This window comes from Mucilaginibacter sp. (assembly GCF_028288185.1).
Taxonomy (GTDB): domain Bacteria; phylum Bacteroidota; class Bacteroidia; order Sphingobacteriales; family Sphingobacteriaceae; genus Mucilaginibacter.
In genome coordinates, this window is the sequence record NZ_JAQBOF010000029.1 from 55,909 (window position 1) to 80,267 (window position 24,359).

Consider the following 24,359-nt stretch of genomic DNA (forward strand, 5'->3'; position numbering starts at 1 on the left):
ACTTAAAACATATCTTTTTCTACAACCGCGGTTTCGCAGATGTAAGTTGGTACTATACCGGTTGATGTTATCCTGGTGTCAACATCCTGCGGAAGTGTATTACCAGATAGCACTAAAACGGTATCTAGTCCAAATTTGTTGCCTCCTAAAATATCGGTGTGTAAGGTATCGCCTACCATTACAATTTCTTTTTTGCTGATAGGCCGGTACTCGCGTATAAGGTCATAAGCAAACATAAACATTTGCGAATCTGGCTTACCAAACCTGATAAACTTTTTACCTACAATGGTTTCTATCATAGTTGACAAACCACCTATAGCTATTGATACATCATGTATAGTAACCGGGTAGGCATGGTCTGTATTGGCTACAATAGCGGGTATGGTGCGCTTGCGCAGTAAATTTACGGCTATATTTAAGTCGTTGCGCCAGTCAAATCCCTCATCATCTAAAAATATAAGGGCATTAACTTTATCAATATTACTACTATTAATCTCGCTAACCGGCATTGGGTGTAAACCCAAACTCTCAATATAGTGTGCCGAGTCTTCTGTCCCCAGGTAAGCTATAATACCATCTTCAACTTTAAGATACAGGTATTCTTTGGTTAACATACCCGATGATATGATCCTATCAGGCGTAATAGCATGCAATCCCATTTTATGGTAAGATGCTGCTAATTGTACAGGGCTGCGCGATGCATCATTGGTAACTATGTAATATTCCTTCTTTTGTTCAGCAAGATATTCGAAGGTTTTTTCGATACCCGGCACCAATCCGTGGTAGTTTTTTAATACACCAAACGCATCAAAAAAGATAACATTATACTTATCTATTATAGTTTTAAAGTTATCAATACGTTTCATGAGAATTTTGAGTGATGGGTTATGAGTTTTGAATTTTGTCTATATCTCTTAATATTGTACTTATGGTTTTATTCATTATATGCGTTAATTTAAAAACAATTACTCATAACTCACTACTTCAAACCAAGCGCTTTAATAATTTTTTCCGCATCAAAATCCCGGTCTACCGATGGTAGGTAAAGGTCAAAAGCTTCTGCCTGTAGTTTTTTTGCATATTGCTCACTAAAAAAGTACTTACCATCTTTGATGACATAATTTAAGATAAAAAACCGATATGCCTCTTTTAAAAATCTAATTTCGTTAGCGGTTAATGGATTGATCTGGTGATATTCTTCCAAAAACATAATAAACCTGTCTTCCATTAACGTTTTAATACCATAGCTAAATACAGTTCGATCGCCCACATCCGACACTACCCTACTTAAAAAATAAAAATCAAGCACCCGGTAACTCATCCTGAACCAATCATAATCCCAACGCGAGTAAAGGTTTAAGTTACTATCAACCGAAAAATTACCAATATTCCAGTCAATAAAAACAGGAATGATCTCGAACGAACTCATATTGTATTTAGACCGATTGCGCAGAAAAGTTTCGCAATGATACTTTAAAAAGTCAACCTGCATTGCTGTACCAAACTGTTTCTCGTTTATTTCCAGCTGATGCATTAACGAGTAAATATCAGTACGTAAAGTTTTGGATGATTTAGGCAGCACATTTTTAATACGAAAGCAAGCTTTATGAAACTTACCGACCTGTTGGCCCAGTTTGCGTATATGGCTTTCGTCTAACCGGCGTGGCATACGGTCAAAAATGCGTGTTGGGTTATAAAACACCACCCATGCATCCGTTTGCCTGAATTTATAATGATAAATGTAGACGCGGTTATTTTTTAATAGTGATTTGGCCAGGAAGTTCTCAAACGGATATAGCAGGTTGTTTGATAAGCTATGTATAATTCTATGATCTTCTTTAAAATGCTCAAACTTACCAAAGTGCGATAGCTTGGCAATAATAATATCGTCATCATCAAAAGTTATCCTAAATACACGGTTTGTTGACACCATCGCGCTGATGTCATCAATGCTTTTTATAATTTTTGAAGCATCGTAGCCTTCCCACGCTTTTTTTATGATTAGAGAATAGTCCATTCGGTTTATAAATTCAAAGGACCACAAAGATATAACAGAAATGATTTACAATGCCCCATTTTTTAATTTATCCAATTTATCCGGCAGCGCGAAAGCCACATAAGCGTCGCCTGATGCCGCGCCTAGTTTACCTCCACCACAGGCAATAACCAGGTATTGCTTACCATTTAACAGGTAAACACTTGGCGTTGCAAAACCGGCAGACGGTAAGGTGGCTTCCCAAAGTAGTTTACCACTACGTTTATCAAAAGCGCGCATCTTTTTATCTTTTGTGGCTGCTATAAATACCAACCCGCCGGCTGTTACTACGGGCCCTCCATAATTTTGTGTTCCTGTTATCGGGATGCCCTGTTTGGTAAGGCTTTCATCTTCACCTAATGGAATCTTCCAGGCAATTTTACCGGTATTTAGGTTAATGGCATTCAAAGTTCCCCAAGGGGGAGATGTAGCCGGCAACCCTTCGGTAGTTAAAAACTTATTATAACCTGTCATTTGGTAAGGCAGGTCCAGGTACGGATCAAGCGGCGCTGGGCTGGTCAATTTACGTTTGCCCTCAATTTCATTGTTGGTTATAAACGCCACAATAGCTTCGCGTTCCTGCTTCACTATATCTTTAAAAGCAGGCATCATTCTACGGCCCGTTTCTAATAAGGCGAGGATCTGGGCGGCGTTATACTTTTTCTCGATACCTATTAAGGTTGGGAAGTTGCCAGACCCTTCCCTGCTTTGTCCATGGCAGCTCATACAGTTTTTGGCAAACAGGCGCTCACCGGCAGCAGCAAAAGTTTCAACTTTGTCGGGGCGTTTGGGCGCATCTATCATGGTTAAGGTCCATGGCATTTCGTTAGCATTAATGTAAAGCAAGCCACTTTGTGGATCATAAGCGGGTCCACCCCACTCTGCCCCGCCATCAAACCCAGGGTATATAACCGATGTCTGTTTACCCGGCGGCAAAAACATATTACCGTACCGGTAACCTTTCAAGCGAGCTAATACATCAGCTTTTGATTCGGCAGATATATAGGGGTTAATATCATTCTCCGTAAAAGTTTGCCTAACAAAAGGCTGTGGTAAAGTTGGTATGGGTTGAGTTGGCCAGGGCTTTTCGCCCTCCAGTTCGCTTATAGTCGAAACAGGCTTTTCATGAACCGGATACAATGGTTTCCCTGTAACCCTGTCCAACACAAAAATAAAACCATGCTTGGTAGGCTGTGCAACGGCATCAATTAGTTTGCCTTTTCTTTTAATGGTAACCAACGCCGGTGCGGTAGGCAAATCCTTATCCCACATATCATGATGGATAACCTGGTAATGCCATTTTAATTTACCTGTTGCGGCATCAAGGGCAAGCAAACTATTTGCAAACAAGCCAGATCCTAACCTCTTGCCACCATAAAAATCAAAAGAAGCAGAACCTGTTGGGGCGTATAATATGCCACGCTTTTCATCCATACTAAAACCTGACCAGCAGTTTGCACCGCCTATATGCTTCCAGGCATCTTTGTCTTCCCAGGTATTATAGCCAAACTCGCCGGGATGTGGTACGGTATGAAAGATCCAGCGCAGTTTGCCGGTACGCACATCAAATGCACGGATACTTCCCGGTGCAGCGTTAGCGCTTTCATTTACACGGCTGCCTAAAATGTATAAGTCTTTATAAATTATACCGGGCGTGGTACCAGCCACATACCAATTTTTATTAGTAAGTTCTAAATTGTCATGCAGATCAATAGCGCCATCATTACCGAACTCTTTTATTAACTCTCCGGTTAATGCGTTAACGGCATATAGGTTTGAACCGGCGCAATACAGTATGCGTTTGTCATTACCACTTTCCCAATAAGTAACGCCGCGGTTGTTATTTATACCAAGATTAGTTTTCGCGGGCAGATGTTCTTCGGCATTAAACTTCCATTTTTGCATGCCTGTTGCCGCATCTAATGCTATTAAGCTTAAATGCGGCGTAGTACCGTATAAAACGCCATTAACAATAATGGGGTTACACTGTATCTGCGACGACCCTTTTGCATCAGCATCTTCAGTATGATATACCCATGCAATCTGTAATTGCTGTACGTTTTTAATGTTAACCTGTTTTAACGATGAATATCTGGTAGACTTTTTTGAGCCGCCATAAACTTCCCAACCGGTATTTGCAGTAGTCTGCGCATTGGATATAGTTACATTAAAAAATACAGCAAAAGCCCACAAACAGGCTACAGCCTTTTGGATAATACGCATTTAAATACAGATTATAATCGGTTTATATTATTTCAAAATATCGTTTCAGTTCCCAATCGGTAACGCTTTTGGCATATTGCTTGCATTCCCATAAACGGGTTTGTGTAAAGTGCTCCACAAAGTCAGCCCCTAAAATCTCTTTAGCAATAGCTGAGTTTTTCATATCCACAGTTGCTGCATACAGGTTTGGCTGTATGCTACCATTTGAGGTATTTTGGTAACCATTGCCAATCGTCTGAGATACATCTAAACTCAATTTATTTTTAATACCATACAAGCCAGATGCCAACGCGGCAGCCATTGCTAAATACGGGTTAGTATCGGCCCCCGGTATCCGGGTTTCTAAACGGGTATATCCTTCTGTGGAGTTAAGCACACGGAATGCCGTAGTCCTATTTTCGACAGCCCAGGTTATGGTAGTTGGTGCCCAAGCCCCTTCAATTAAGCGTTTATAACTGTTTATTGTTGGTGCGTACATTGGCAATATATGCGGCAGGCAATATAATTGACCGGCTAAATATTGATTATGCAATTCGCTCATTTTATTAACATCGCTGCCATTATAAAACAGGTTTTTAGTTTGCTCTTTATTCCATAAACTTTGATGGATATGGCCGCCACAGCCAGGCAAGTTCTCGTTCCACTTGGCCATAAAACTGGCTATAATACCATGTTTGTAGGCAATTTCTTTAACGGCGGTCTTTAATAAAGCAGCTCTATCCGCGGCCTCAATAACATGCGAGTGCAAAATAGCCGCCTCATATACTCCAGGACCGGTTTCTGTATGGAAACCTTCCAGCGGGATGTTAAACTTCCCTAACAAATCAACCAGGTCATCGCAATAATCACTATTTTCTGATGTGCGTAATATGGAATAGCCAAACATACCCGGTGTTAACGGCTCTAAATTGGTAAAGCTTTTATCCTGTAAAGTTTGTGGTGTTTCCCTGAAATTGAACCATTCAAACTCCTGCGCAAATTCGGGGTGATAACCCATATCCTCGCATTGTTTAGCTATGCGCTTTAATAAACTGCGTGGACAGGCGGCTAGTCCATTTCCATCCGCATCGCTAAAATCGCCTAAAAAGAAAGGGATATTATCCTGCCATGGCACTGTACGAAAACTGGACAGATCAATATGGCATGATTTATCAGGGTAACCCGTGTGCCAACCGGTTAGTTTTACATCATCATAACAAACATCGCTGCTATCCCAGCCAAATACTACATCGCAAAAACCATAACCACTTTTTAAACCGTCAATAAATTTTTTTGGGTGTATTATTTTCCCGCGCAAAACACCGTCAATATCCGCGAAGGCAAATTTTATTTTTTGTATATTGTTTTCGTGTATGTAAGCTGTAATTTGTTGCTCGTTCATGGCGTAGGCAGTAATTATTCAATATTAGGCAAGATAACTATCGTAACTTAAATTTATACTAAAAGATGATAAATGATTTATTGTTTGTTTACGGCACTTTATTAATTGACGACAATAAATTTGCTGCCTATTTAAGAAGCAACGCTATTTTTTATAATACGGGTACAATTAAAGGCAAGCTATATGATGTCGGTACCTATCCGGGACTAATAATCAGCAATGATCAGGACTACCTCATCAAAGGAACTATTTACCAGTTAAATAACGCCGAAGAAATTTTAAAATACTTAGACCCTTATGAAGGATTTGGTGACGAACAGGAACAGCCAAACTTATTTATTCGCGAATCATTACCTATTGAAACTTCTGATGGGGTAATAAATTGCTGGGTATATTTATACAACTTATCTATAGATGGTTTGAACCTAATAACGCACGGGGATTACGTAGCCTATTTAAATCAAAAACGATCATAACAAAAAAAGCGATGGGCATTTAAATCCATCGCTTTTAATATTGATTTAGCTAAGTATTAAACTTTAGCTGTTTTTACAGTTTTAATAATAACTGCAGCTACTTTATATGGATCGGCAGCCGAGTTAGGACGACGATCTTCTAAGTAACCACTCCAGTTATGATCTACAGCGTAAAGTGGGATACGGATAGAAGCACCACGATCTGATACACCATAGCTAAAGTCAGTTATAGATGCAGTTTCGTGTTTACCGGTTAAGCGTTGATCGTTATCAGCACCATAAACCGCGATACACTCAGCAACAGCAGGGCGGAAAGACTCGCAAACTGCTTTAAATTTAGCTTCGCTGTTAGCAGTACGTAATAACGTATTTGAGAAGTTAGCGTGCATACCAGAACCATTCCAGTCTAATTGACCCAATGGTTTGCAATGCCAGTTAATAGCAACGCCATAGCTTTCGCCTATTCTTTCTAATAAATAACGTGCAACCCAAATTTGGTCACCGGCTTCTTTAGCGCCTTTAGCAAAGATCTGGAATTCCCATTGTCCTGCGGCAACTTCTCCGTTGATACCTTCAACGTTTAAGCCAGCTTCTAAACATACGTCTAAATGCTCTTCAACAATTTCACGACCGTAAGCATTGTTAGCACCTACCGAACAGTAATAAGGGCCTTGCGGTGCAGGGTAACCACCAGCCGGGAAACCAAGAGGTTTATCTGTTTTTGGATCCCATAAGAAATACTCTTGCTCAAAACCAAACCAAAAATCATTATCATCATCCTGGATAAGCGCACGGCCGTTTGACTCATGTGGTTTACCTTTTGAATCTAATACTTCGCACATTACTAAGTAAGCGCTTTTTCTTTGAGGATCAGGGCATGTAAAAACTGGTTTTAAAATACAATCTGACGAACCACCCGGTGCTTGCTCAGTTGAAGAACCATCAAAGCTCCAGTTTTCCAGATCTTCTACCTTACCGCTAAATTCTTTAACGATTTTTGTTTTGCTTCTAAGGCTTTGAGTTGGTTTGTATCCATCAAGCCAGATGTACTCGAGTTTTGTTGCCATGTTTTTAAATTATTTTGTAAAGTTTGATTCGGATAATGCTTTTAATCGCATTGATTATGTTTATGGTAGCAAATTTATATTATTATTTCTATTTTTTGCAAATTTTATCGAAAAAAGTTAAATAAAATGAAAATTGTTACGAAAAAACTATTTAACGCTGACAAAAACAGCAAAATAAGTCGATAAAAAATACAAATACACACTTTTTGATAATCTGTATAAAAACCTACTCGTTAAACAATGGTAGAATTTATTGATTATTTATAATTTTTCCAAGAAAATGTGGTGTGGCGAGATGTTGTGTTTCGAAACACGACATTTAAAATAAGTCGATTATAATTACAATATCGTTTTAAAGGCAATCAATTAAGATTTAACTCTATTTTAACAATGCACAGACAGTATTTTATATTTTTTTCTTAAAATTGCACGCAATTTAATTCCTTCTTATAAAATCAATATAATACTATGAAACCATCAGGAGCAGCCAAAAATAATTAACAAGGCTCATGATAGCTTCATAACCTTTAAAAAACAAATCAAATACTATGAAAATAACAGTTGTTGGTGCCGGAGCTGTTGGCGCTACATGTGCGGATAACATCGCCAGAAAAGAATTAGCCGAAGAACTTATTTTATTAGACATACGCGAAGGTTTTGCCGAAGGTAAAGCTATAGATATGATGCAAACCTCTGCCCTGCTGGAGTTTGACACTAAAATAAAAGGTGTTACCAATGATTACGCCGCGACTGCCGATTCGGAAGTTGTTGTCATTACTTCTGGTTTGCCACGTAAACCCGGAATGACCCGCGAGGAACTGATTGGCACCAACGCTAATATTGTAAAAAGTGTTACCGAGAATATTTTAAAACATTCGCCAAACACTATCATCATTGTGGTTTCAAACCCAATGGATACCATGAACTACTTAACCCTGAAAACATCTGGCCTACCTAAAAACCGTATTATAGGTATGGGTGGCGCTTTAGATTCGGCCAGGTTTAAATATTATTTAAGCCTGGAACTAGGTTGTTCTCCTGCTGATTTGAATGCCGTAGTTATTGGCGGTCACGGCGATACTACCATGATTCCGTTAATTAACCATGCTACCTGGAACAGTATTCCGGTTACGCAGTTTTTAAGCAAAGAGCAACAAGATAAAGTTGTTGCCGCTACCATGGTTGGTGGTGCTACTTTAACAGGATTGATCGGCACATCTGCCTGGTACGCACCGGGTGCAGGTACCGCGTTTATGGTTGAAGCCATTGTGCGCGATCAGAAAAAACTACTTTCATGCGGTGTTGCTTTAGATGGCGAATACGGCCAGAAAGATATCTCATTAGTTGTTCCGGTTATATTAGGTAAAAACGGCTGGGAAAAAATTGTCGACTTTAAGTTAACTACTGATGAGCAAGCCACTTTTAACAAAAGTGCCGATGCTGTACGTGCAATGAACCAGGTATTAGCTGATAGCAGCCTGATCTAAGTAAAATATATTAATTAATAAAAAGGCTTTCACTTGTGTTTTGTGAAAGCCTTTTTTATAATCTTTTCAATCTCCGTTGCCTGCGTATCTCATCAGGGTCTATTTTGTAAGGCATAAGGGCAATTTGGCTTATATACGATTGAGGTAGTCTTGCATCAATAGCCAGTTTTAATATTTTATTATGATACCAGTCATAGGGCAGCAAGTGTGTGGTTATGGCGTGCGGCTGGGTTACAAAAACCTCGGCATGATAGATATTGTCATTCAGATCAAAACATAAAACGGGTTCCAGTTTCAGTGTCGAGCTCCACAAAGGGTCATGAAAGTTAGAACGTTCTTCGTCAAGCAATTCAACTAAAACGCCCCAAACAATAGCGTCAGGGTCAAAAGATTTTACCACGTTGGCTTTTGCCGATTCATCCTCGCCTGCACTGTTAAAAACAAAGCTATATCCCGGTAATTTGGCAACACCTAAATTGCGCGCAGAGGGAACAGTTTGTACAAACTTCTCTACATTCATATTGCCGGCATACGCAAATAATATCATAGGTTTATTAGTAGTTAACTAATACTAAACGCAGTATAAACAGCTATATTATGAAAACTTATACGGAAAATATTTGCTACCGTTTCACTGAAACTTTGAAGCCCTATTAAATAGCTTAAATATTAATATCCACCTTCTTCCCCGTTTTAACCGCCAGGTATATCGCATCAATAATCTTCAAATCCTTTACTGCCTCATTGCCGTCAACAGGTACCGGTGGTTGTTTGCCGTTAAATATAATGTCGGCAAATTCATCCATCTGTACGGTTTGATGAGTGGTAACAGGCTGATTAAGCTCGCCTTTATGGGTACGCCCCATAATCGGACCATAACCTGTAGATGGCTGCATTTCGGCCCATCCTTTTTCGCCGTTCAGGTAAAATTTATCAAGGTTGTTTTGATTATAGGTTGATAAGCAGGAAGCCGTTGCCCCGCTGGGGAAGCCAAACTGGAACTGGATAGTTTCGTCCACTCCTTCTTTAAATTTTACGGGGTCTGTTTTGGTTTCCTGTGCCGTTACCCAAATGGGCTCCTCACCGGTCATATATCTTGAACCATTAATAGCATAAATACCTATATCCATCATAGAGCCACCACCCGATAGCTGTTTATTTAACCGCCATTGTTTAGGGTCGCCTATTTTAAAACCACACAATCCCTGGAAAAATAGGATCTTTCCAAATTCATCCGCTTTACGCATCCGGATAACTTCGAGCGTTTTAGGTTCAAAGTGCATACGGTAGCCAACCAATAATTTTACACCGGCTTGTTTACAAGCATCAACCATCTCCTGCCCTTGTTTGACATTTAGGGCCATGGGTTTTTCGCATATTACATGCTTGCCTGCTTTTGCAACACGCAACACATGGTCATGATGCAGGCCGTTTGGGGTTATAACATATACCGCGTCAATATCCGGGTTGTTTTTTATCTGGTCGAAATTATCATAGTTATAGCAGTTTTTAAGCGGAATATCATAGCTACTTCGCCAATTCTCAATCTTTTTAGGCGTTCCGCTAATTAAACCTACCAGTTTTGCTTTGGTGCACGATTGCATAGCTCCGCCCACACGGGTACCGTAACTACCCAACCCCATTATGGCCACTCGCAGTACAGGGCCATCATAGGCCTCGTGTGCGGCATTTTTATCATCGGCCCATGTAGTAACAGCAGCCAATTGTAAAGCTACTGCAGATGCTCCTAATTTTTGCAGAAAATCGCGACGTGTATTCATAATTGGTGACTTTTATTTTAAGATATAGAGACTTACGAAGTTTTTTAAACTTCGTAAGTCTCTATAAAATCTATTATTTAAACAACTCATCAGACAAACCTGTATTGGCAACAGCAGTTGTTACTTTATATTCAACAGGCACACCTAACATTACCGTTTTAATATCATAAGGTATTTTAACGCCATTTACTTCGTGGTAATCGGCAAACTCTGTTGGTGTAGCGTTAGCTACATCTGTAACCTGTTTTAATTTCAATCCTGTTTGCTGATCGAAATACGATTTTACTTTTGTGCCATCGGGATGCGTAGTTATAACCAAATAAGCCAGGTTATCATTAACAACATACAGCCTGTTATCTAAAGTAATAACATACCCATTTTTACTATAATCCAACTCGGGGAAGAAAGCAAAACGATCAACCAAATGACGCTGATACTCCTTAGTAGTGTTATTAATAGGTTGATTTTGTTGTATAATGCTAACACTATCGCCAATACCTTTTAAATGTAAAAGCACATAATTATAAGCGGGTGCAGTTACGTTATAATCAAATTTATCCGGCGATTTAAAGCGGTTAACCAATTGCACGGTAGTACCTTGTAATGGTCCTGACGCGTTTATGGTCATATCTTTTATGGCCCTTACTTTATCGACACCGCCAATAGCATCCAGGTAGTTTTTAATTACAGACGCGGCAGTAACACCCTTTGCAATGGGCACACCACTAAGCGAGTTGTTTTCGCCATCTACATCCGGTAACTGATGATCAGGGTCAAGCGTAACCATTGTTACTTTAGAGGTTGATTTATAAGGGAATGTCCAAACGCTTCCACGCTGCCAAATTTCGGCCGGTAGTTTAACGGTTCCGGTTTTACCACCTTCTTCTTTTATTAAGGCAGTTACCGGCAGGGCCATGCCACCCAGGTTTTCAATAGTGATCAGTGAACCTTTTGACGGATCGCCATCATTATAATTTATAGCTTTTACAGACTGATCAAGTGACATAGTACCCATAAACCATTCGTTCCAGAACCAGCTCAAGTCCTCGCCTGCCGCGTTATCCATCGAGTGGAAAAAGTCCCACGGTGTTGGGTGTTTAAATGCCCAGCGTTTTATATAGGTTCTAAAAGCATAGTCAAAACGCTCCTCGCCTAATATCTGCTCGCGTAGTATCATTAAGCCGCGGGCCGGTTTTTCGTAAGCGGCAAAACCCAGGTAATCGGGTTGTATTACATCCGAGGTATTCATTATCGCATCTGCATCTGGGCTAAACATGGCGGGTGCTGCCTTTTGCACATCTTCTTTCGCGTAGTATTCGCCATTATTAAATACTTTGGTATCAATTTTATTAATGAAAGTGTTAAAGCCCTCATCCATCCAGGCGTATTTACGCTCGTTGCTGCCTACTATCATCGGGAACCAGTTATGGCCAAACTCGTGGTTGGTTACTTCCCAAAGTTCACCGCCTTGCGATTTCCAACCGCAGAAAACTATGCCGGGATATTCCATACCCCCTACTATACCACCTACGTTAGTAGCAACAGGGTAAGTATATTCAAACCACTCTTTCGAGTATAGTTCAATACAATTCTTTACATATTCTGTAGATCTCCCCCAAGCTTCTTTTCCTTTTACCTCAATTGGATAAACTGATTGTGCCAATGCTTTTTTACCACTTGGCAAATTAATTCGTGCCGCATCCCATATAAATGCCTTTGAGGCTGCCCAGGCTACATCGCGGGTTTGTTTACATAAAAAATGCCATGTAAGCATAGCTTTTTGCGGATAGGAATTTTTATTTAAGATATCAAGAGAATCCCTAATGCTTACAGTTTTGTCACTGTTCTTTGCAGCAGCTAACCTGCTCATTGCAGTTGGTGATAAAACTTCGGCAGGGTTCAATAATTCACCAGAACCTGATACAATTAAACCGGCCGGTGCGGTTACTGTATAATCAATATTGCCGTACTCTAAGTAAAACTCGGATGCACCCATATATGGAATAGTGTTCCAACCGCTTATATCGTCATACACCTCCATGCGCGGGTACCATTGTGCAATTTCATAGATCCAGCCGTTTTTGGTGTTTAAGCGGCCCATACGATCTGTACCATACTCAGGCACATCAAAAGCATACTCAATTTTAATATCTATCTTTTTACCGTTTGCTTTAAGCGAATCTTTTAGTTTGATCTGCATACGGGTATCAGTAACCAGGTAGTCAGCTTTTTCGGCTTTTCCGTTGGTTATAATGTATACGCCTTTAATCTCATCACCATTGGTATAGTTTTTATTGGTGAACCTGCCGCCGGTTACCGGGCTGGTAGCCTGCGCGCGCGAATCTTCGCGATAAATATTCTGATCAACCTGCAGCCATAAAAATGGCAAACCATCCGGGCTGTTATTGGTATAGGTAATAACAGCGGTACCGCTTACCCGGTGTTTTGCAGTATCAAGCGTTACGTTCAATTTGTAGTCGGCACGGTTTTGCCAGTATTTGGCACTTGGTGCCCCGCCTGCTGTACGGAACTGATTACCGTTTTGCTGATAAAATAATGGCGTAAATACTTTATGCTGATCGTACTTTGACGGCGCAGGATCAGTAGTTTGCGCTTGTGCATAATAAGCAATAGTAGTGAATGACAATGCAAAAATAATTTTGGTAATTTTCATGTTGTTAGATGAATGTATGGACTTCTAAAGATATGTTTTCAATATAAATATTCAAAATGTAAGACGTGGATTGAATAATTAATGTTACAGGGCTGTTTAACCGGCGTATATCGGCGATTACTCACCCCGACATCGCTATGCTTGTCGACCCTCTCTTCTGCAAGCGGGAAAGAGGGTTAGACTAATTAAAATCCAAGATTTGACAACTTTTAAAAAGTTGTCAAATCTATCTTCTCAAAATAAAAACACCCTCTCTTTGCCTTTGGCAGAAAGAGGGTGGTCCAGCGAAGCGTAGACCGGGTGAGTCTCCGCAAAATCAACAAAGTTACTCTACACTTACCACCCCTATTAAAATAATATCAATTTAAAATCATTATGTATTACTTTAATTTTTAACTCTTTACTGTCCTTTATTTATATCTTTTATCTTTGAACATCTTGTTTATCACAGAAACATGAATGATTTTTTAGCCGCCAGATCGCAAATGGCCCTGTCATTGGGCTTTCACATCATCTACTCTTGTATTGGTATGGTGATGCCTGTTTTTATGGCGATATCGCACTATAAATATCTCAAAACACAAAACCCGGTTTATAAAAACATTACCCAAGCCTGGAGCAAAGGTGTGGCTATATTTTTTGCTACGGGTGCTGTATCAGGCACCATGTTATCATTCGAATTAGGTTTACTATGGCCAAAATTCATGGAACATGCCGGACCTATATTTGGTATGCCATTTTCATTAGAGGGTGTCGCGTTTTTTATAGAGGCGATAGCGTTGGGCTTTTTTCTTTACGGATGGAACAGGTTTAACAAATGGTTCCATTGGTTTACGGGGGTAATGGTGGGTATAAGCGGGATATTATCGGGCATACTCGTAGTATCAGCCAATTCCTGGATGAACAGCCCATCAGGGTTTGATTATATAAATGGCCAATATCTCAACATCGACCCTATGAAGGCCATGTTTAATGGCGCATGGTTCTCCGAATCATTACACATGACGATTGCGGCGTTCTCTGCCACCGGCTTTGCAGTCGCGGGTATCCACGCGTTAATGATCTATCGAAAACAAAATATTGAGTTCCACACCAAGGCATTTAAAATTGCCATTATATTTGGGTCAATAGCGGCTATATTACAGCCATTAAGCGGTGATATATCGGCCAAGCACGCAGCTAAAAGGCAGCCTGCTAAACTAGCTGCTATGGAGGCTTATTTCCATACCCAAACCTATGCACCGCTGATTATCGGCGGCATACCGGATACCGTTGCTAAAAAAGTTAATTACGGCATAGAATTGCCTGGCTTGCTTAGCTTTTTGGTACACGATAATTTTAAACAGGAAGTTAAAGGATTGGATCAGATCCCGGTTAAAGACCAACCCAATGTTGCGGTTACCCACTACGCTTTCCAGATAATGGTAGGTATTGGTATGTTAACTATGCTGATAGGTGTATTATATCTTATCGCAACGCTAAAAAAACGAAGCTGGTTAACACAAACGTGGTTTTTAAGGCTATTTATTATGGCTACACCTTTAGGTTTTATAGCACTGGAAGCAGGCTGGACCGTAACCGAGGTTGGCCGTCAGCCCTGGATAATACAAGATGTTATGCGTACTGCCGATGCGGTAACGCCGATGCCGGGTATACAGTATTCGTTTTACCTGTTCAGCTTTATTTATTTTACGCTGAGTTTGGCGGTAATATTCTTGCTGCAACGGCAAATTAAAATGGTGCCTGAGTTATATGATTTAAAAAAGTGATCAGTATCGGGTTTTGAGTGATGAGTTAAATATAACTTATGCTCAATACCCATCACTCGCCACTCAAACCTCAAATATGTTAACAGTAGTAATTATCTTCCTGTTCTTCGCTATACTGTTGTACTTCCTGTTAGGGGGTGCCGATTTTGGCGCAGGCATTATTGAGCTCTTTACATCAGACGATAATAAACACCGCACACGCAGCACCATGTACCAGGCCATTGGCCCTATTTGGGAAGCGAACCACATGTGGCTCATCATCGCGGTAGTAATTATGTTTGTGGGTTTCCCGGATATTTATAGCAAGATGTGTACTTACCTGCATATCCCGTTATTGTTAATGCTATTAGGGATTATCGCGCGGGGTACGGCTTTTGCTTTCCGCAATTATGATGCTATTAAAGGCGAGCGCACCCAAATGGTGTATAATAACATATTTGTTTATTCCAGTTTTTTAACGCCACTATTTTTGGGGATCATTGCCGGCAGCGCCATATCACGCCAAATTGATTTTGAAGCAACCGACTTCCTTACAGCCTATGTATTTAGTTGGTTCAATTGGTTCTCTATCGCGGTAGGTTTATTTACTGTTGCACTCTGCGGATTCTTAGCTTCCATATATTTAATTGGCGAAGCCGATGACGATTTTGACGTTAAACGTTTTATAAAAAAGGCAAAAGTGCTTAATGCCATTGCATTTTTTTGTGGTGGGCTGGTTTTTTTAGCTGCCGAAACTCTAAACATCCATATGGCGCACTGGATATTTGGTAACCGGGTTAGTTTAACCGCAGTAATTGCCGCATCAATATCATTGGTATTACTTTGGATGAGCATCAGCAAAGGCAGAAAGCAGATGCCACGCATTTTTGCCGCGTTCCAGGTGAGTATGATATTGCTATCTGTGGGTTATACTCATTATCCTAATTTTATTATGGGCAAGAATGGTAAGAACTTATCGCTGTTAACGGATCACGCTACCACAAAAACTATAGACGACTTAGCAATAGCTTTATTAATTGGCAGTCTGTTTATACTGCCGGCATTATCTTATTTATTCTATAGTTTCAGGGGTAAAAACAGTCATGAATAGGGTAAAATAAGGTGAATTTACGCAGCTATGGTATTATTATCTGGCGTACCAAAACGCGGGTCTTATAAAAGCATGTACCAAACTGTATCATGAGATCGGATTCCTAAAATCAACTCTTTTATTATCAATATATTACAAACGCAGGTGTATCAAAGCGTATCACTGGCACACCCACAGGTTGGTACACTTGCAAATTGCTTTATAATAGCAAAAGCGCCCCGATACATCGGGACGCTTTTGTTGTTATCGTTATCTGTCGATCTACTTAGTTGCAATAGCTATCGTACCACCGTTCCTAAATAGATCGTGCGATACAAATATGTCTTTGCTAATATTTCCATTTACTTTTATAGAGGTCATGGCCCTGCCCTTTCCTGGCTTGGTTATGGTGATGTATTTACCGTTGCTGGTTCTCCACTTCACCTCGTCAAAAAGCGGAACGGTCACCAAATATTCCGGATCTGTTGGTGAAACCGGGTATAAACCTAATGCACTAAACACATACCATGCAGACATCTCGCCTGCATCATCCATACCGGCAAGCTCGATGCCTCTCGGGCCCATGCCATATAAGTTGTTCAATATGTTATCTAACACCTTTTGTGTTTTCTCTGGCTTGCCTATAAATGTATAGGCAAAAGGCGCTTCATGATCCGGCTGGTTACCCTGACAATACTGGCCTATAAAGGTTTCAATATTACGGGCAATGTATTTAGGGTTCCATGGTATGCTGAATAGGGAATCCAATTTGGCCTCAAATGGTTTTGGGCCGCCGTATAACGCGATTAATCCTGGCATATCATGCGGTGCAAAGAATGACACCTGCCACGCGTTTGCTTCGCGATACATGTACTCATAATATGGGTATTGTGGGTTAAAATTTTTAACCCAGCTACCATCTTCTAACCTGCCCTGCATAAAGTTATTAGCCTTATTAAACACATTCTTATAGTTTTTAGAGCGGGCCATTAATATCCTGTAATTGGCAGTATCGCCTAACTTTTTAGCTATCTGGGCAACCGAATAATCATCATAAGAATACTCTAAAGTTTTAGATACGCCAGCTGTACCTTTTGCTGTTGTGGTTGGATTGGCAAGATCCGGATCAGGAATATAACCCTTCTCTAAATACGGAGCAAGATATTGCCTCCCGCCACCGCGTTGGTTGGTAGGCGGTACATTAGCATTGTTTAACAGTATTTTATAAGTGCCTTTAATATCAAAGTTATCAATACCCCTTAAATAAGCCCCGGCAATTGATGATGCACCATGATCGCCATGAAAAAAAGTGGGGATATACCCGGTCTTGTCACCTTTATCTTTTAATGATTTAATAACGTTAAGCGTAACATCCGGACTAACCAGTTCTAACAGCACATCTTTATTACGGTAGGTATCCCATAAAGACGGTTCAGTATAATAAGCTATACCGGTATTAACTACATTCTTTTTAATGTCTGTAAAATCGCCATTTACATCACTTCGTAATACAGGCCATAAAAATGATCTGTAAAAGCAAGAATACAACATGGTTTTTTGTTTTTCAGTTCCGCCTTTTACCTCTATGGATGATAATAAAGTTTCCCAGGTTTGATTAGCTTCTTTGCGGATAACATCAAACGTTTTGCCGCCTATTTCTTTCTCCAGATTTTGCTTCGCGTTGGCTGTGCTTACAAATGAGAATCCAATTTTAAGTTCAACCGGGCCTGTAGTGCCATTAGCTAAATGAACTATGGCATAACCTGTCTTCTCCCCTTCATCCTTCTTTTCTAACTTATCAATTTTATTATTTAAGATGCCATAGAAGTAGATATTTTCGCCACCTTGAAAGCCTTTTATAGCACGGTCTCCGTCTTGTTCAATATTCCAGGTTGTTACACGGCTAAGCGCTTTAGACAAGTCAAAAAGTATCTGTTTATCAGTATTATTTTTGTATTCATATTTATAATAGCCACACCTTAAAGTTGATGTAATGCTAACATTTACCTTATAGTCATCCAAATAAACCTGGTAAAAACCCGGCGAAGAACTTTCATTTTTATGCGAAAATCTGGAACCAAATACTGCACCCGGATTTGACATTGGCAGGATTGGCACGTTACCAAAATTCCAATGCCCTTTATTGGTATGACTGAAACCCACTATAATAGAATCCTCATACTCATATCCCGCACCTGCAGGCTGATATTTAGTCATCGGGCTTACCTGCACCATTGCATTTGGCAATGAACTACCAGGGAATGTAAGCCCCGACCATGGCCGCCAGTTTTTGGGCGCCACATAGCCAAGCAATTTAGGGTCTGCTACGGCCTCTGTACCCACAAAAGTGTTTACATATTTGGTATGAGCTGATGTTGTTTGACTTTTACTTGCGGTTGAGGCAAGCAGCAAAATCATAACAATATTTAAAATATTTTTAATTGAGGCTTTCATTATTAAAGGGATTTATTGGTGACTCAAATATATATAATACCCCTACCCGTATCCTTTTATGTTAAAAATGTTACGGGGAATTAGGGCGTATAAAACGCCATATATCATTGTTATTAAATACTTTTAGAAAGTTAACCAATTAACCAAACTATTTATTGCCACACCAAGGCTACCTAGTTGCATAATGAACAAATTTGTTGCATTTTTTATCCTTTCGTTGTTGTTTGCATCGACAGCATTTGCCCAAAGTAAAGCATCTATAAAGGGTATTGTTGCTGATTCGTTATCGGGTGGGCCGTTAGAGCATGCCACTGTTGCGGTTATCAACTCAAAAGACACCACGCTTATTTCTTATACCATCAGCCAAAAAGATGGTGGCTTTAAACTCACAGGTATCCCTACTAACAGGGATACTAAATTGATCATATCATTTATGGGTTATAATACCCTTAGGGTTAAGCTTGCCCTTAAACCAGGCGAAATAAAAGATCTGGGCGAGTTACTAATTGCTGCAAAAACCCTCAATGAAATAGTGGTAAGAGCCGAAAGGTCGCCTATTGTAATGAAGAAAGACACGATAGAATTTAATACCGAGACTTTTAAAACCAGGCCAAACGCTATAGTTGAAGACCTTTTGCGGTTATTACCTGGTGTACAGGTAAATTATGACGGAGCCATATTTGTTAATGGCAAAGAGATAAGCAAACTATTAATTGACGGTAAACGTTTTTTTGGTGACGACCCGAGGGTAGCCACTAAAAACCTTGATGCCGATATGCTTGATAAAATACAGGTTTATGATGACCGCGAGAATGACCCCGACCATAAATTGAGCGAGACGGAGGTTGGAAAGATCATCAACCTTAAAATGAAAAGCAAAATAAAGAAAAGCACGATGGGTAAAATATATGGTGGCGCAGGCTCGCGGGGCCGGTACGAGGCCGGGGGTATATTAAGTAACTTTAGGGATACGTTACAAATTAGTTTTATTGGCCTGGCCAATAACCTAAATAAAACCGGCTTTTCATCTAGCGAGCTTTACACTATGGGCGGGTTTGACCGTTCTGGTGGCACCCAAACATGGGACGGCACATTTGGCGGGCCGGGATGGGGAGGTATTGAAAGTGTTACTTCCGGAGGGATAAACATCAACAATAATTATGGCGAAAAACTAAAGCTTAACCTTAACTATTTTTACACCAACACTATACGCAATAACGACAGCAAATCTTCAATTCAACAAACAATTAGCAAAACTGTAATTAATTCCGCGTCACTATATAGTTCGCGGCGTGATGAGAAAAAACATGCAATTAGTGGGTTGGTGGAATGGATACCAGATACTATTAAGCGAATTAGATATGAACCCAGGGTTAGTATTAGCCCGCAGATGAATATATCCGACAATAACGCACATTCCTTTAATACACAACTACCTAAAATAACCAGCACCCTTAGCAATAGTTCATCAGATATAATCAATAACGCATTTTCGCATACCTTTATGTTTTACCATAAGTTGGGGAAAAAAGGCAGGTCTATTACTATAAATCACTCCTTATCGTTAACCAAAGCAGGATCAGAAGATCTTAACTATTATAATTTAACCTCATATGTATCGGCAGTTAAGTCGCAGATAATAGACAGGTCTACCGATAATAATTCACTAAACAACTCGGCTGATCTATTAATAACCTATAACCAACCAATAAGCTCGAAATTAACCGGCGAGTTTTTTTTTAGCTCAAGATATCTTAATACATTAAACAAAGGGTTAGTCTATGATAAAGACCCGATATCAGGATCTTATGATCTATTGTCTTTTACATTAAGCAAAAATCTAACCCGCTACCTGTTTGTACAAAACTTTAAACCGCAATTCAGTTATCAGCTTAACCAAAAAACAACTATCAGATTAGGAGTTGGCATTGAAAATCAATTCGTTAAAAATGAATTTAATATAAGCACCGCCAAGAATATCGAAAAGAAATATTATGTCTTTCTCCCTGCATTTAGCATGAGCGGAAAAGGGTACTCTATTAATTACAGCGAGTCTCTTGATCAGCCGTCAATTGATCAAATGCAGCCAATCGTCAGAATTTATAGCCAACTATACAAAACTACCGGCAACCCTAACTTAGAGCCCGGCAGGAGTCATAATTTTAGTTTTAACTATTACAATTATAACTATGACAAACAGCTAAACACTAATTTTAATACCGGCATTACGCTAACCAATAATACAGTTATAGCTATTACTACCATTGATTCTGTTGGGGCCAGAACCGCAACTTATGTAAACAGGAATAATGCTATAAGCGCCTATTTCAGCGGTAACATAGGCAAACAATTTAAGAAAACCCAGAAATGGCAAATCGGTGTAAGCACAAACTTCAACGGTAATTTTAACCGCAGGGCATTCTTTCTTAATACAGACGAGGGCTTGCAGTCTACCTACAACTTAAACGCGCTGCAAAACATCAACTTCAATTATAATTCGACTATTAGTTTTAACACAAACTATAGTCTCCTCGCATCACTTACAAAATACAAGAACGTAAACTTCGCCTCTGTAAGTACTTTAAAGCATACTGTTGGCACTGATGTTAGCATCAGATGGCCCAACAGGGTTGTTTTTGATGCCAGATACGGTTATAGTTTTAATCCGGAGGCGACACCGGGTTTCCCAAAATCATCTAACATTGTAAACCTTGCGGTTACGCTATTAATGCTAAAGAAAGACAGAGCCCAGTTAAAATTATCGGTTTACGATCTTTTAGATCAAAACATATCGGTAACACGCACTGCAAACAATAATGCAATTACCACAACCGAACAGCAAATATTAAAACGATATTTCCTCATCAATTATCAGTACAAGCTTAGCGTTTATAAGTCCAAGTAATTTTCAAAGAAACGATACTCAAATCATGATTTGAGTAGATGCGCCAGCGCAAAAAAATTTCTTTTATTTCAAATGCAACTATGATGCGACTCTGTATTGAAATTGTTACCACGATTTAACATTTGAAAGCGCAGATATATGATCGCTATTATATACTTTTAAAAATCACAACCACCAATTGACTAAACCTTAACTATTAATGCACACAACCTCTACCTCTTACACAAGCAAAGCACTTATTTTTATAGCTTTCTTATTAATTTCATCTGTTGCCTTTGCTCAAAACAAGGCCTCTGTTAAGGGCAGTATTTTAGATTCTGCTTTAAAAGCACCTATAGAACACGCTACTGTCGCTATTGTTAATGCAAAAGACACCTCACTCATCTCTTACACGGTAACCCAAAAAGATGGTTCGTTTAGGCTTTCGGGCATACCTACTGATGTGGGTACAAAATTAATTATATCAACAATGGGTTATGGTACTTTCAGGAAGACATTAGTGTTTAAGCCCGGCGAAAATAAAAACACAGGCCCGATATATTTAACAATCAGAACATTAAATGAGATAACTATAAAAGGCGCAAGATCGCCGGTAGTGATTAAAAAAGATACGTTAGAATTTAATACCGAAGCCTTTAAAACCCGTCCAAATGCGGTTGTTGAAGACTTGTTACGATTGCTGCCCGGCATACAAATAAATATGGATGGCTCTATATTAGTTAACGGCCAGGCGGTAAGCAAGTTGTTGATAGGTGGAAAGCGTTTTTTTGGATCAGACCCTACCGTGGGAACCAAAAACCTGGATGCCGACCTGGTTGACAAGGTACAAGTATACGATGATCGCGAAGAAGACCCAGATCATAAATTAACAAATATAGAGGTGGGTAAGATCATTAATTTGATCATGAAAAGTAAGATCAAGAAAAGCACCATTGGTAAAATATATGCCGGCGGCGGGACCAGGGGCCGATACGAAGGCGGCGGTATAATAAGCACATTCAGGGATACACTACAAATAAGCCTAATAGGCCTTGCAAATAATCTAAATAAGACCGGGTTTTCATCGAGCGAGCTGTACTCTATGGGTGGCTTTAACCGTTCTGGCGGAAGCCAGCAATATGATGGCACCTTTGGCGGACCACGCCAAGCAGGGTTGGAAAGAGTGATATCAGGAGGATTTAATATCAATAACGATTACGGAAAGAAATTAAAAACCAACCTGATGTATTTTTATACAAACTCTGTAAAAGATTTTAGCACCAAAACATTTAATCAACAAACACTTGATCAAACATTACTCAGTACTTTAAACTCAAATACATCGCAAGGCAAGCAACAAAAACATACGGCAACTACCTTAATAGATTGGGTACCTGACACGACAAAGCGCCTTAGATTTACCGCAAACATGACTATTACACCTACAAACAATACAGGCAACGGTACCACTAACACTTATAATAACCAAACACCTAAAATAACCGACCTTCTAAGTAACTCATCCAGCAAAGGATTAGCCAAGGAGTTTTCTGATGATTTAATGTACTACACGAAGCTAAAGAAACAAGGCGCGTCTATTACTATAGGGCAATCATTTTTGATGCGAAATGGCGGCTCTAATGATTATAATTTTAATAGTTTAACTTCATACATAACCTCAATTAACTCATCGGTATTAGATCGCTTAGCTGATAATTCGTCTACCTATTACCTGGCCGGTTTGTATTTAACTTATAATACTCCTTTCACCAAAAAACTAAGTAATGAGTTTTTCGTGAACAGCAGGTATTGGGCACAGTCAAACGCGGTGTCAACCTATGATAAAAACATAGCGTCCGGTTTATATGACCAGTTTTTGCCCGACCAAAGTAATAACCTAGAAAAATATACATTTATACAAAACATAAAAAATACGTTGAGTTATGATATCGCTAAACAAACAACACTAAAAGTTGGTGCTGACCTGGAGATCCAATACGTAAAATATAAATTCAACGCCAATATTAAAGATGTTACTAACCGATATTATTATGTTTTCCCGGTATTAAGGCTTAACGCACAAAGTTTTAATATTAACTATGTTGAGTATCTAACCCATCCCGAACCGAACCAGATGCAGCCAATAACCAAGCAGATAAGCCCTGTTGAAACATTGACCGGTAATCCTGATCTGGTGCCCGTACACGAACATATTTTATACTTCAATTATTATGGCGGCAACCGGGACAAGCAACTTTATGTAAACCTTAACAGCAGCATTAACTTAACAAGCAATAACATTGTACAAAGCTCAACAAAAGATCCAAACGGACTGATAACGTCAACTTATGAAAACAAAAACAATGGATGGAATGCAAATTTTAATGTCAATGTGAATAAACAATTTAAAAAAACTCAGAAATGGAAATTCAGTTTAAATCAGGCCTTTTATAGTCGTTATGGCCAACAAACTTTTTTCTTTAACGGGGATGAAGGTGTCCAGCGTAATGTTTTTTTAACTGGTGTAGAAGGCATTGGTGTAAATTATAATTCAATTATAAACTTAAATACCACATATTACCTTAATGCAGCCCTGTCCAGATATATTGGGGTTAATTACGCGCCGGTTAATACGGTAAGGCAAAGGGTACTTACAGTCGCATCAATCACGTGGCCCAAAAATTTTATTTTCGATGCGCAATATCAATATGATTATAACCCACAAGCCGCGCCCGGATTTTCCAAATCAGTAAACGTGGTTAACCTGGCTGTGTCTGTTTTAATGATGAAACAAAACCGGGGGCAGTTAAAACTATCTGTGTATGATCTTTTTAATCAAAACACTTCTATATACCGTTTTGCGGCAAATAATTCCATCACAAATATAGAAGAGCAAATATTAAAGCGCTATTTCTTTATAACTTACCAGTATAAAATAAACTCTCACAAGTAAGAATAATAGCGCTATTTAGCTCTGGTTATTACCTATCATGTTGAAAACATTATAGTTGCTTTACTACCATGTTTAATTGTAAATTGGTAAAATTGCAATAAAACCT

General features: G+C 39.4%; 15 protein-coding genes. 6 read left to right on the top strand and 9 right to left on the bottom strand.

All coding sequences use genetic code 11. The features are described 5' to 3' along the window. Positions 1-2: 2 nt before the first annotated feature. From JWQ34_RS12625 to JWQ34_RS12640, 4 genes are all read right to left on the bottom strand, one after another. Positions 3-866, bottom strand: a complete 864-nt coding sequence (locus JWQ34_RS12625; RefSeq protein ID WP_299357648.1) for an HAD-IIA family hydrolase — start codon at positions 864-866, stop codon at positions 3-5. A 113-nt stretch (positions 867-979) separates the two neighbouring features. After that, positions 980-2,017, bottom strand: a complete 1,038-nt coding sequence (locus JWQ34_RS12630; RefSeq protein ID WP_299357649.1) for a hypothetical protein — start codon at positions 2,015-2,017, stop codon at positions 980-982. A 45-nt stretch (positions 2,018-2,062) separates the two neighbouring features. Further along, the gene (locus JWQ34_RS12635) at positions 2,063-4,258 is read right to left on the bottom strand and encodes a PQQ-binding-like beta-propeller repeat protein (protein ID WP_299357650.1); all 2,196 of its coding nucleotides are present in this window, start codon (positions 4,256-4,258) and stop codon (positions 2,063-2,065) included. A gap of 22 nt (positions 4,259-4,280) precedes the next feature. Further along, complete coding sequence (locus JWQ34_RS12640) at positions 4,281-5,639, bottom strand: glutamine synthetase family protein (protein WP_299357651.1); 1,359 nt, start codon at positions 5,637-5,639, stop codon at positions 4,281-4,283. Between the two features lie 65 nt (positions 5,640-5,704). Between JWQ34_RS12640 and JWQ34_RS12645 the strand changes: the two genes are divergently transcribed. Further along, positions 5,705-6,115, top strand: a complete 411-nt coding sequence (locus JWQ34_RS12645) for a gamma-glutamylcyclotransferase family protein (protein ID WP_299357652.1) — start codon at positions 5,705-5,707, stop codon at positions 6,113-6,115. A gap of 56 nt (positions 6,116-6,171) precedes the next feature. Here JWQ34_RS12645 and JWQ34_RS12650 read toward each other — a convergent pair whose 3' ends face one another. After that, positions 6,172-7,182, bottom strand: a complete 1,011-nt coding sequence (locus JWQ34_RS12650) for a glutamine synthetase beta-grasp domain-containing protein (RefSeq protein ID WP_299357653.1) — start codon at positions 7,180-7,182, stop codon at positions 6,172-6,174. A gap of 548 nt (positions 7,183-7,730) precedes the next feature. Here JWQ34_RS12650 and mdh point away from each other — a divergent pair. After that, a complete protein-coding gene (gene mdh, locus JWQ34_RS12655; RefSeq protein WP_299357654.1) occupies positions 7,731-8,669 on the top strand; it encodes a malate dehydrogenase in 939 nt (312 codons plus the stop codon). 55 nt (positions 8,670-8,724) lie between these two features. On the opposite strand, the gene JWQ34_RS12660 is transcribed toward mdh, so the two are convergent. The 3 genes from JWQ34_RS12660 to JWQ34_RS12670 all read right to left on the bottom strand — a co-directional run bounded on the left by JWQ34_RS12660 (position 8,725) and on the right by JWQ34_RS12670 (position 13,124). Further along, complete coding sequence (locus JWQ34_RS12660) at positions 8,725-9,216, bottom strand: gamma-glutamylcyclotransferase family protein (protein WP_299357655.1); 492 nt, start codon at positions 9,214-9,216, stop codon at positions 8,725-8,727. 115 nt (positions 9,217-9,331) lie between these two features. Beyond that, positions 9,332-10,450 carry a Gfo/Idh/MocA family oxidoreductase gene (locus JWQ34_RS12665; RefSeq protein ID WP_299357656.1) on the bottom strand — a complete coding sequence of 373 codons (1,119 nt, stop codon included), beginning with the start codon at positions 10,448-10,450 and terminating at the stop codon, positions 9,332-9,334. A gap of 73 nt (positions 10,451-10,523) precedes the next feature. Beyond that, positions 10,524-13,124, bottom strand: a complete 2,601-nt coding sequence (locus tag JWQ34_RS12670) for a M1 family metallopeptidase (protein ID WP_299357657.1) — start codon at positions 13,122-13,124, stop codon at positions 10,524-10,526. A gap of 455 nt (positions 13,125-13,579) precedes the next feature. On the opposite strand from JWQ34_RS12670, the gene JWQ34_RS12675 reads away from it, so the two are divergent. Beyond that, on the top strand, positions 13,580-14,893 hold the full coding sequence (locus JWQ34_RS12675; RefSeq protein WP_299357658.1) for a cytochrome ubiquinol oxidase subunit I: 1,314 nt from the start codon (positions 13,580-13,582) through the stop codon (positions 14,891-14,893). Between the two features lie 76 nt (positions 14,894-14,969). Continuing rightward, positions 14,970-15,983, top strand: a complete 1,014-nt coding sequence (locus tag JWQ34_RS12680) for a cytochrome d ubiquinol oxidase subunit II (protein WP_299357659.1) — start codon at positions 14,970-14,972, stop codon at positions 15,981-15,983. A 261-nt stretch (positions 15,984-16,244) separates the two neighbouring features. Here the strand turns inward: JWQ34_RS12680 and JWQ34_RS12685 are convergent, their stop codons facing one another. Then, positions 16,245-18,416, bottom strand: coding sequence for a GH92 family glycosyl hydrolase (locus tag JWQ34_RS12685; protein ID WP_299357660.1), 2,172 nt, complete (start codon positions 18,414-18,416; stop codon positions 16,245-16,247). Positions 18,417-18,600: 184 nt separating this feature from the next. On the opposite strand from JWQ34_RS12685, the gene JWQ34_RS12690 reads away from it, so the two are divergent. Both JWQ34_RS12690 and JWQ34_RS12695 read left to right on the top strand, forming a co-directional pair. After that, positions 18,601-21,321 (top strand): outer membrane beta-barrel protein, encoded by a 2,721-nt coding sequence (locus JWQ34_RS12690; protein ID WP_299357661.1) that lies wholly within the window; start codon positions 18,601-18,603, stop codon positions 21,319-21,321. A gap of 199 nt (positions 21,322-21,520) precedes the next feature. Beyond that, complete coding sequence (locus JWQ34_RS12695; RefSeq protein ID WP_299357662.1) at positions 21,521-24,253, top strand: TonB-dependent receptor; 2,733 nt, start codon at positions 21,521-21,523, stop codon at positions 24,251-24,253. Positions 24,254-24,359: the final 106 nt, after the last annotated feature.

Excerpts from the sequence above, each read along its gene's own strand:
- JWQ34_RS12650 (WP_299357653.1), bottom strand. The coding sequence starts at position 7,182 with ATGGCAACAAAACTCGAGTACATCTGGCTTGATGGATACAAACCAACT.
- JWQ34_RS12630 (WP_299357649.1), bottom strand. The coding sequence starts at position 2,017 with ATGGACTATTCTCTAATCATAAAAAAAGCGTGGGAAGGCTACGATGCT.
- JWQ34_RS12675 (WP_299357658.1), top strand. The coding sequence starts at position 13,580 with ATGAATGATTTTTTAGCCGCCAGATCGCAAATGGCCCTGTCATTGGGC.
- JWQ34_RS12640 (WP_299357651.1), bottom strand. The coding sequence starts at position 5,639 with ATGAACGAGCAACAAATTACAGCTTACATACACGAAAACAATATACAA.
- JWQ34_RS12665 (WP_299357656.1), bottom strand. The coding sequence starts at position 10,450 with ATGAATACACGTCGCGATTTTCTGCAAAAATTAGGAGCATCTGCAGTA.
- JWQ34_RS12635 (WP_299357650.1), bottom strand. The coding sequence starts at position 4,258 with ATGCGTATTATCCAAAAGGCTGTAGCCTGTTTGTGGGCTTTTGCTGTA.
- JWQ34_RS12645 (WP_299357652.1), top strand. The coding sequence starts at position 5,705 with ATGATAAATGATTTATTGTTTGTTTACGGCACTTTATTAATTGACGAC.
- JWQ34_RS12660 (WP_299357655.1), bottom strand. The coding sequence starts at position 9,216 with ATGATATTATTTGCGTATGCCGGCAATATGAATGTAGAGAAGTTTGTA.
- JWQ34_RS12695 (WP_299357662.1), top strand. The coding sequence starts at position 21,521 with ATGCACACAACCTCTACCTCTTACACAAGCAAAGCACTTATTTTTATA.
- JWQ34_RS12670 (WP_299357657.1), bottom strand. The coding sequence starts at position 13,124 with ATGAAAATTACCAAAATTATTTTTGCATTGTCATTCACTACTATTGCT.
- JWQ34_RS12685 (WP_299357660.1), bottom strand. The coding sequence starts at position 18,416 with ATGAAAGCCTCAATTAAAAATATTTTAAATATTGTTATGATTTTGCTG.
- JWQ34_RS12625 (WP_299357648.1), bottom strand. The coding sequence starts at position 866 with ATGAAACGTATTGATAACTTTAAAACTATAATAGATAAGTATAATGTT.
- JWQ34_RS12690 (WP_299357661.1), top strand. The coding sequence starts at position 18,601 with ATGAACAAATTTGTTGCATTTTTTATCCTTTCGTTGTTGTTTGCATCG.
- JWQ34_RS12680 (WP_299357659.1), top strand. The coding sequence starts at position 14,970 with ATGTTAACAGTAGTAATTATCTTCCTGTTCTTCGCTATACTGTTGTAC.
- mdh (WP_299357654.1), top strand. The coding sequence starts at position 7,731 with ATGAAAATAACAGTTGTTGGTGCCGGAGCTGTTGGCGCTACATGTGCG.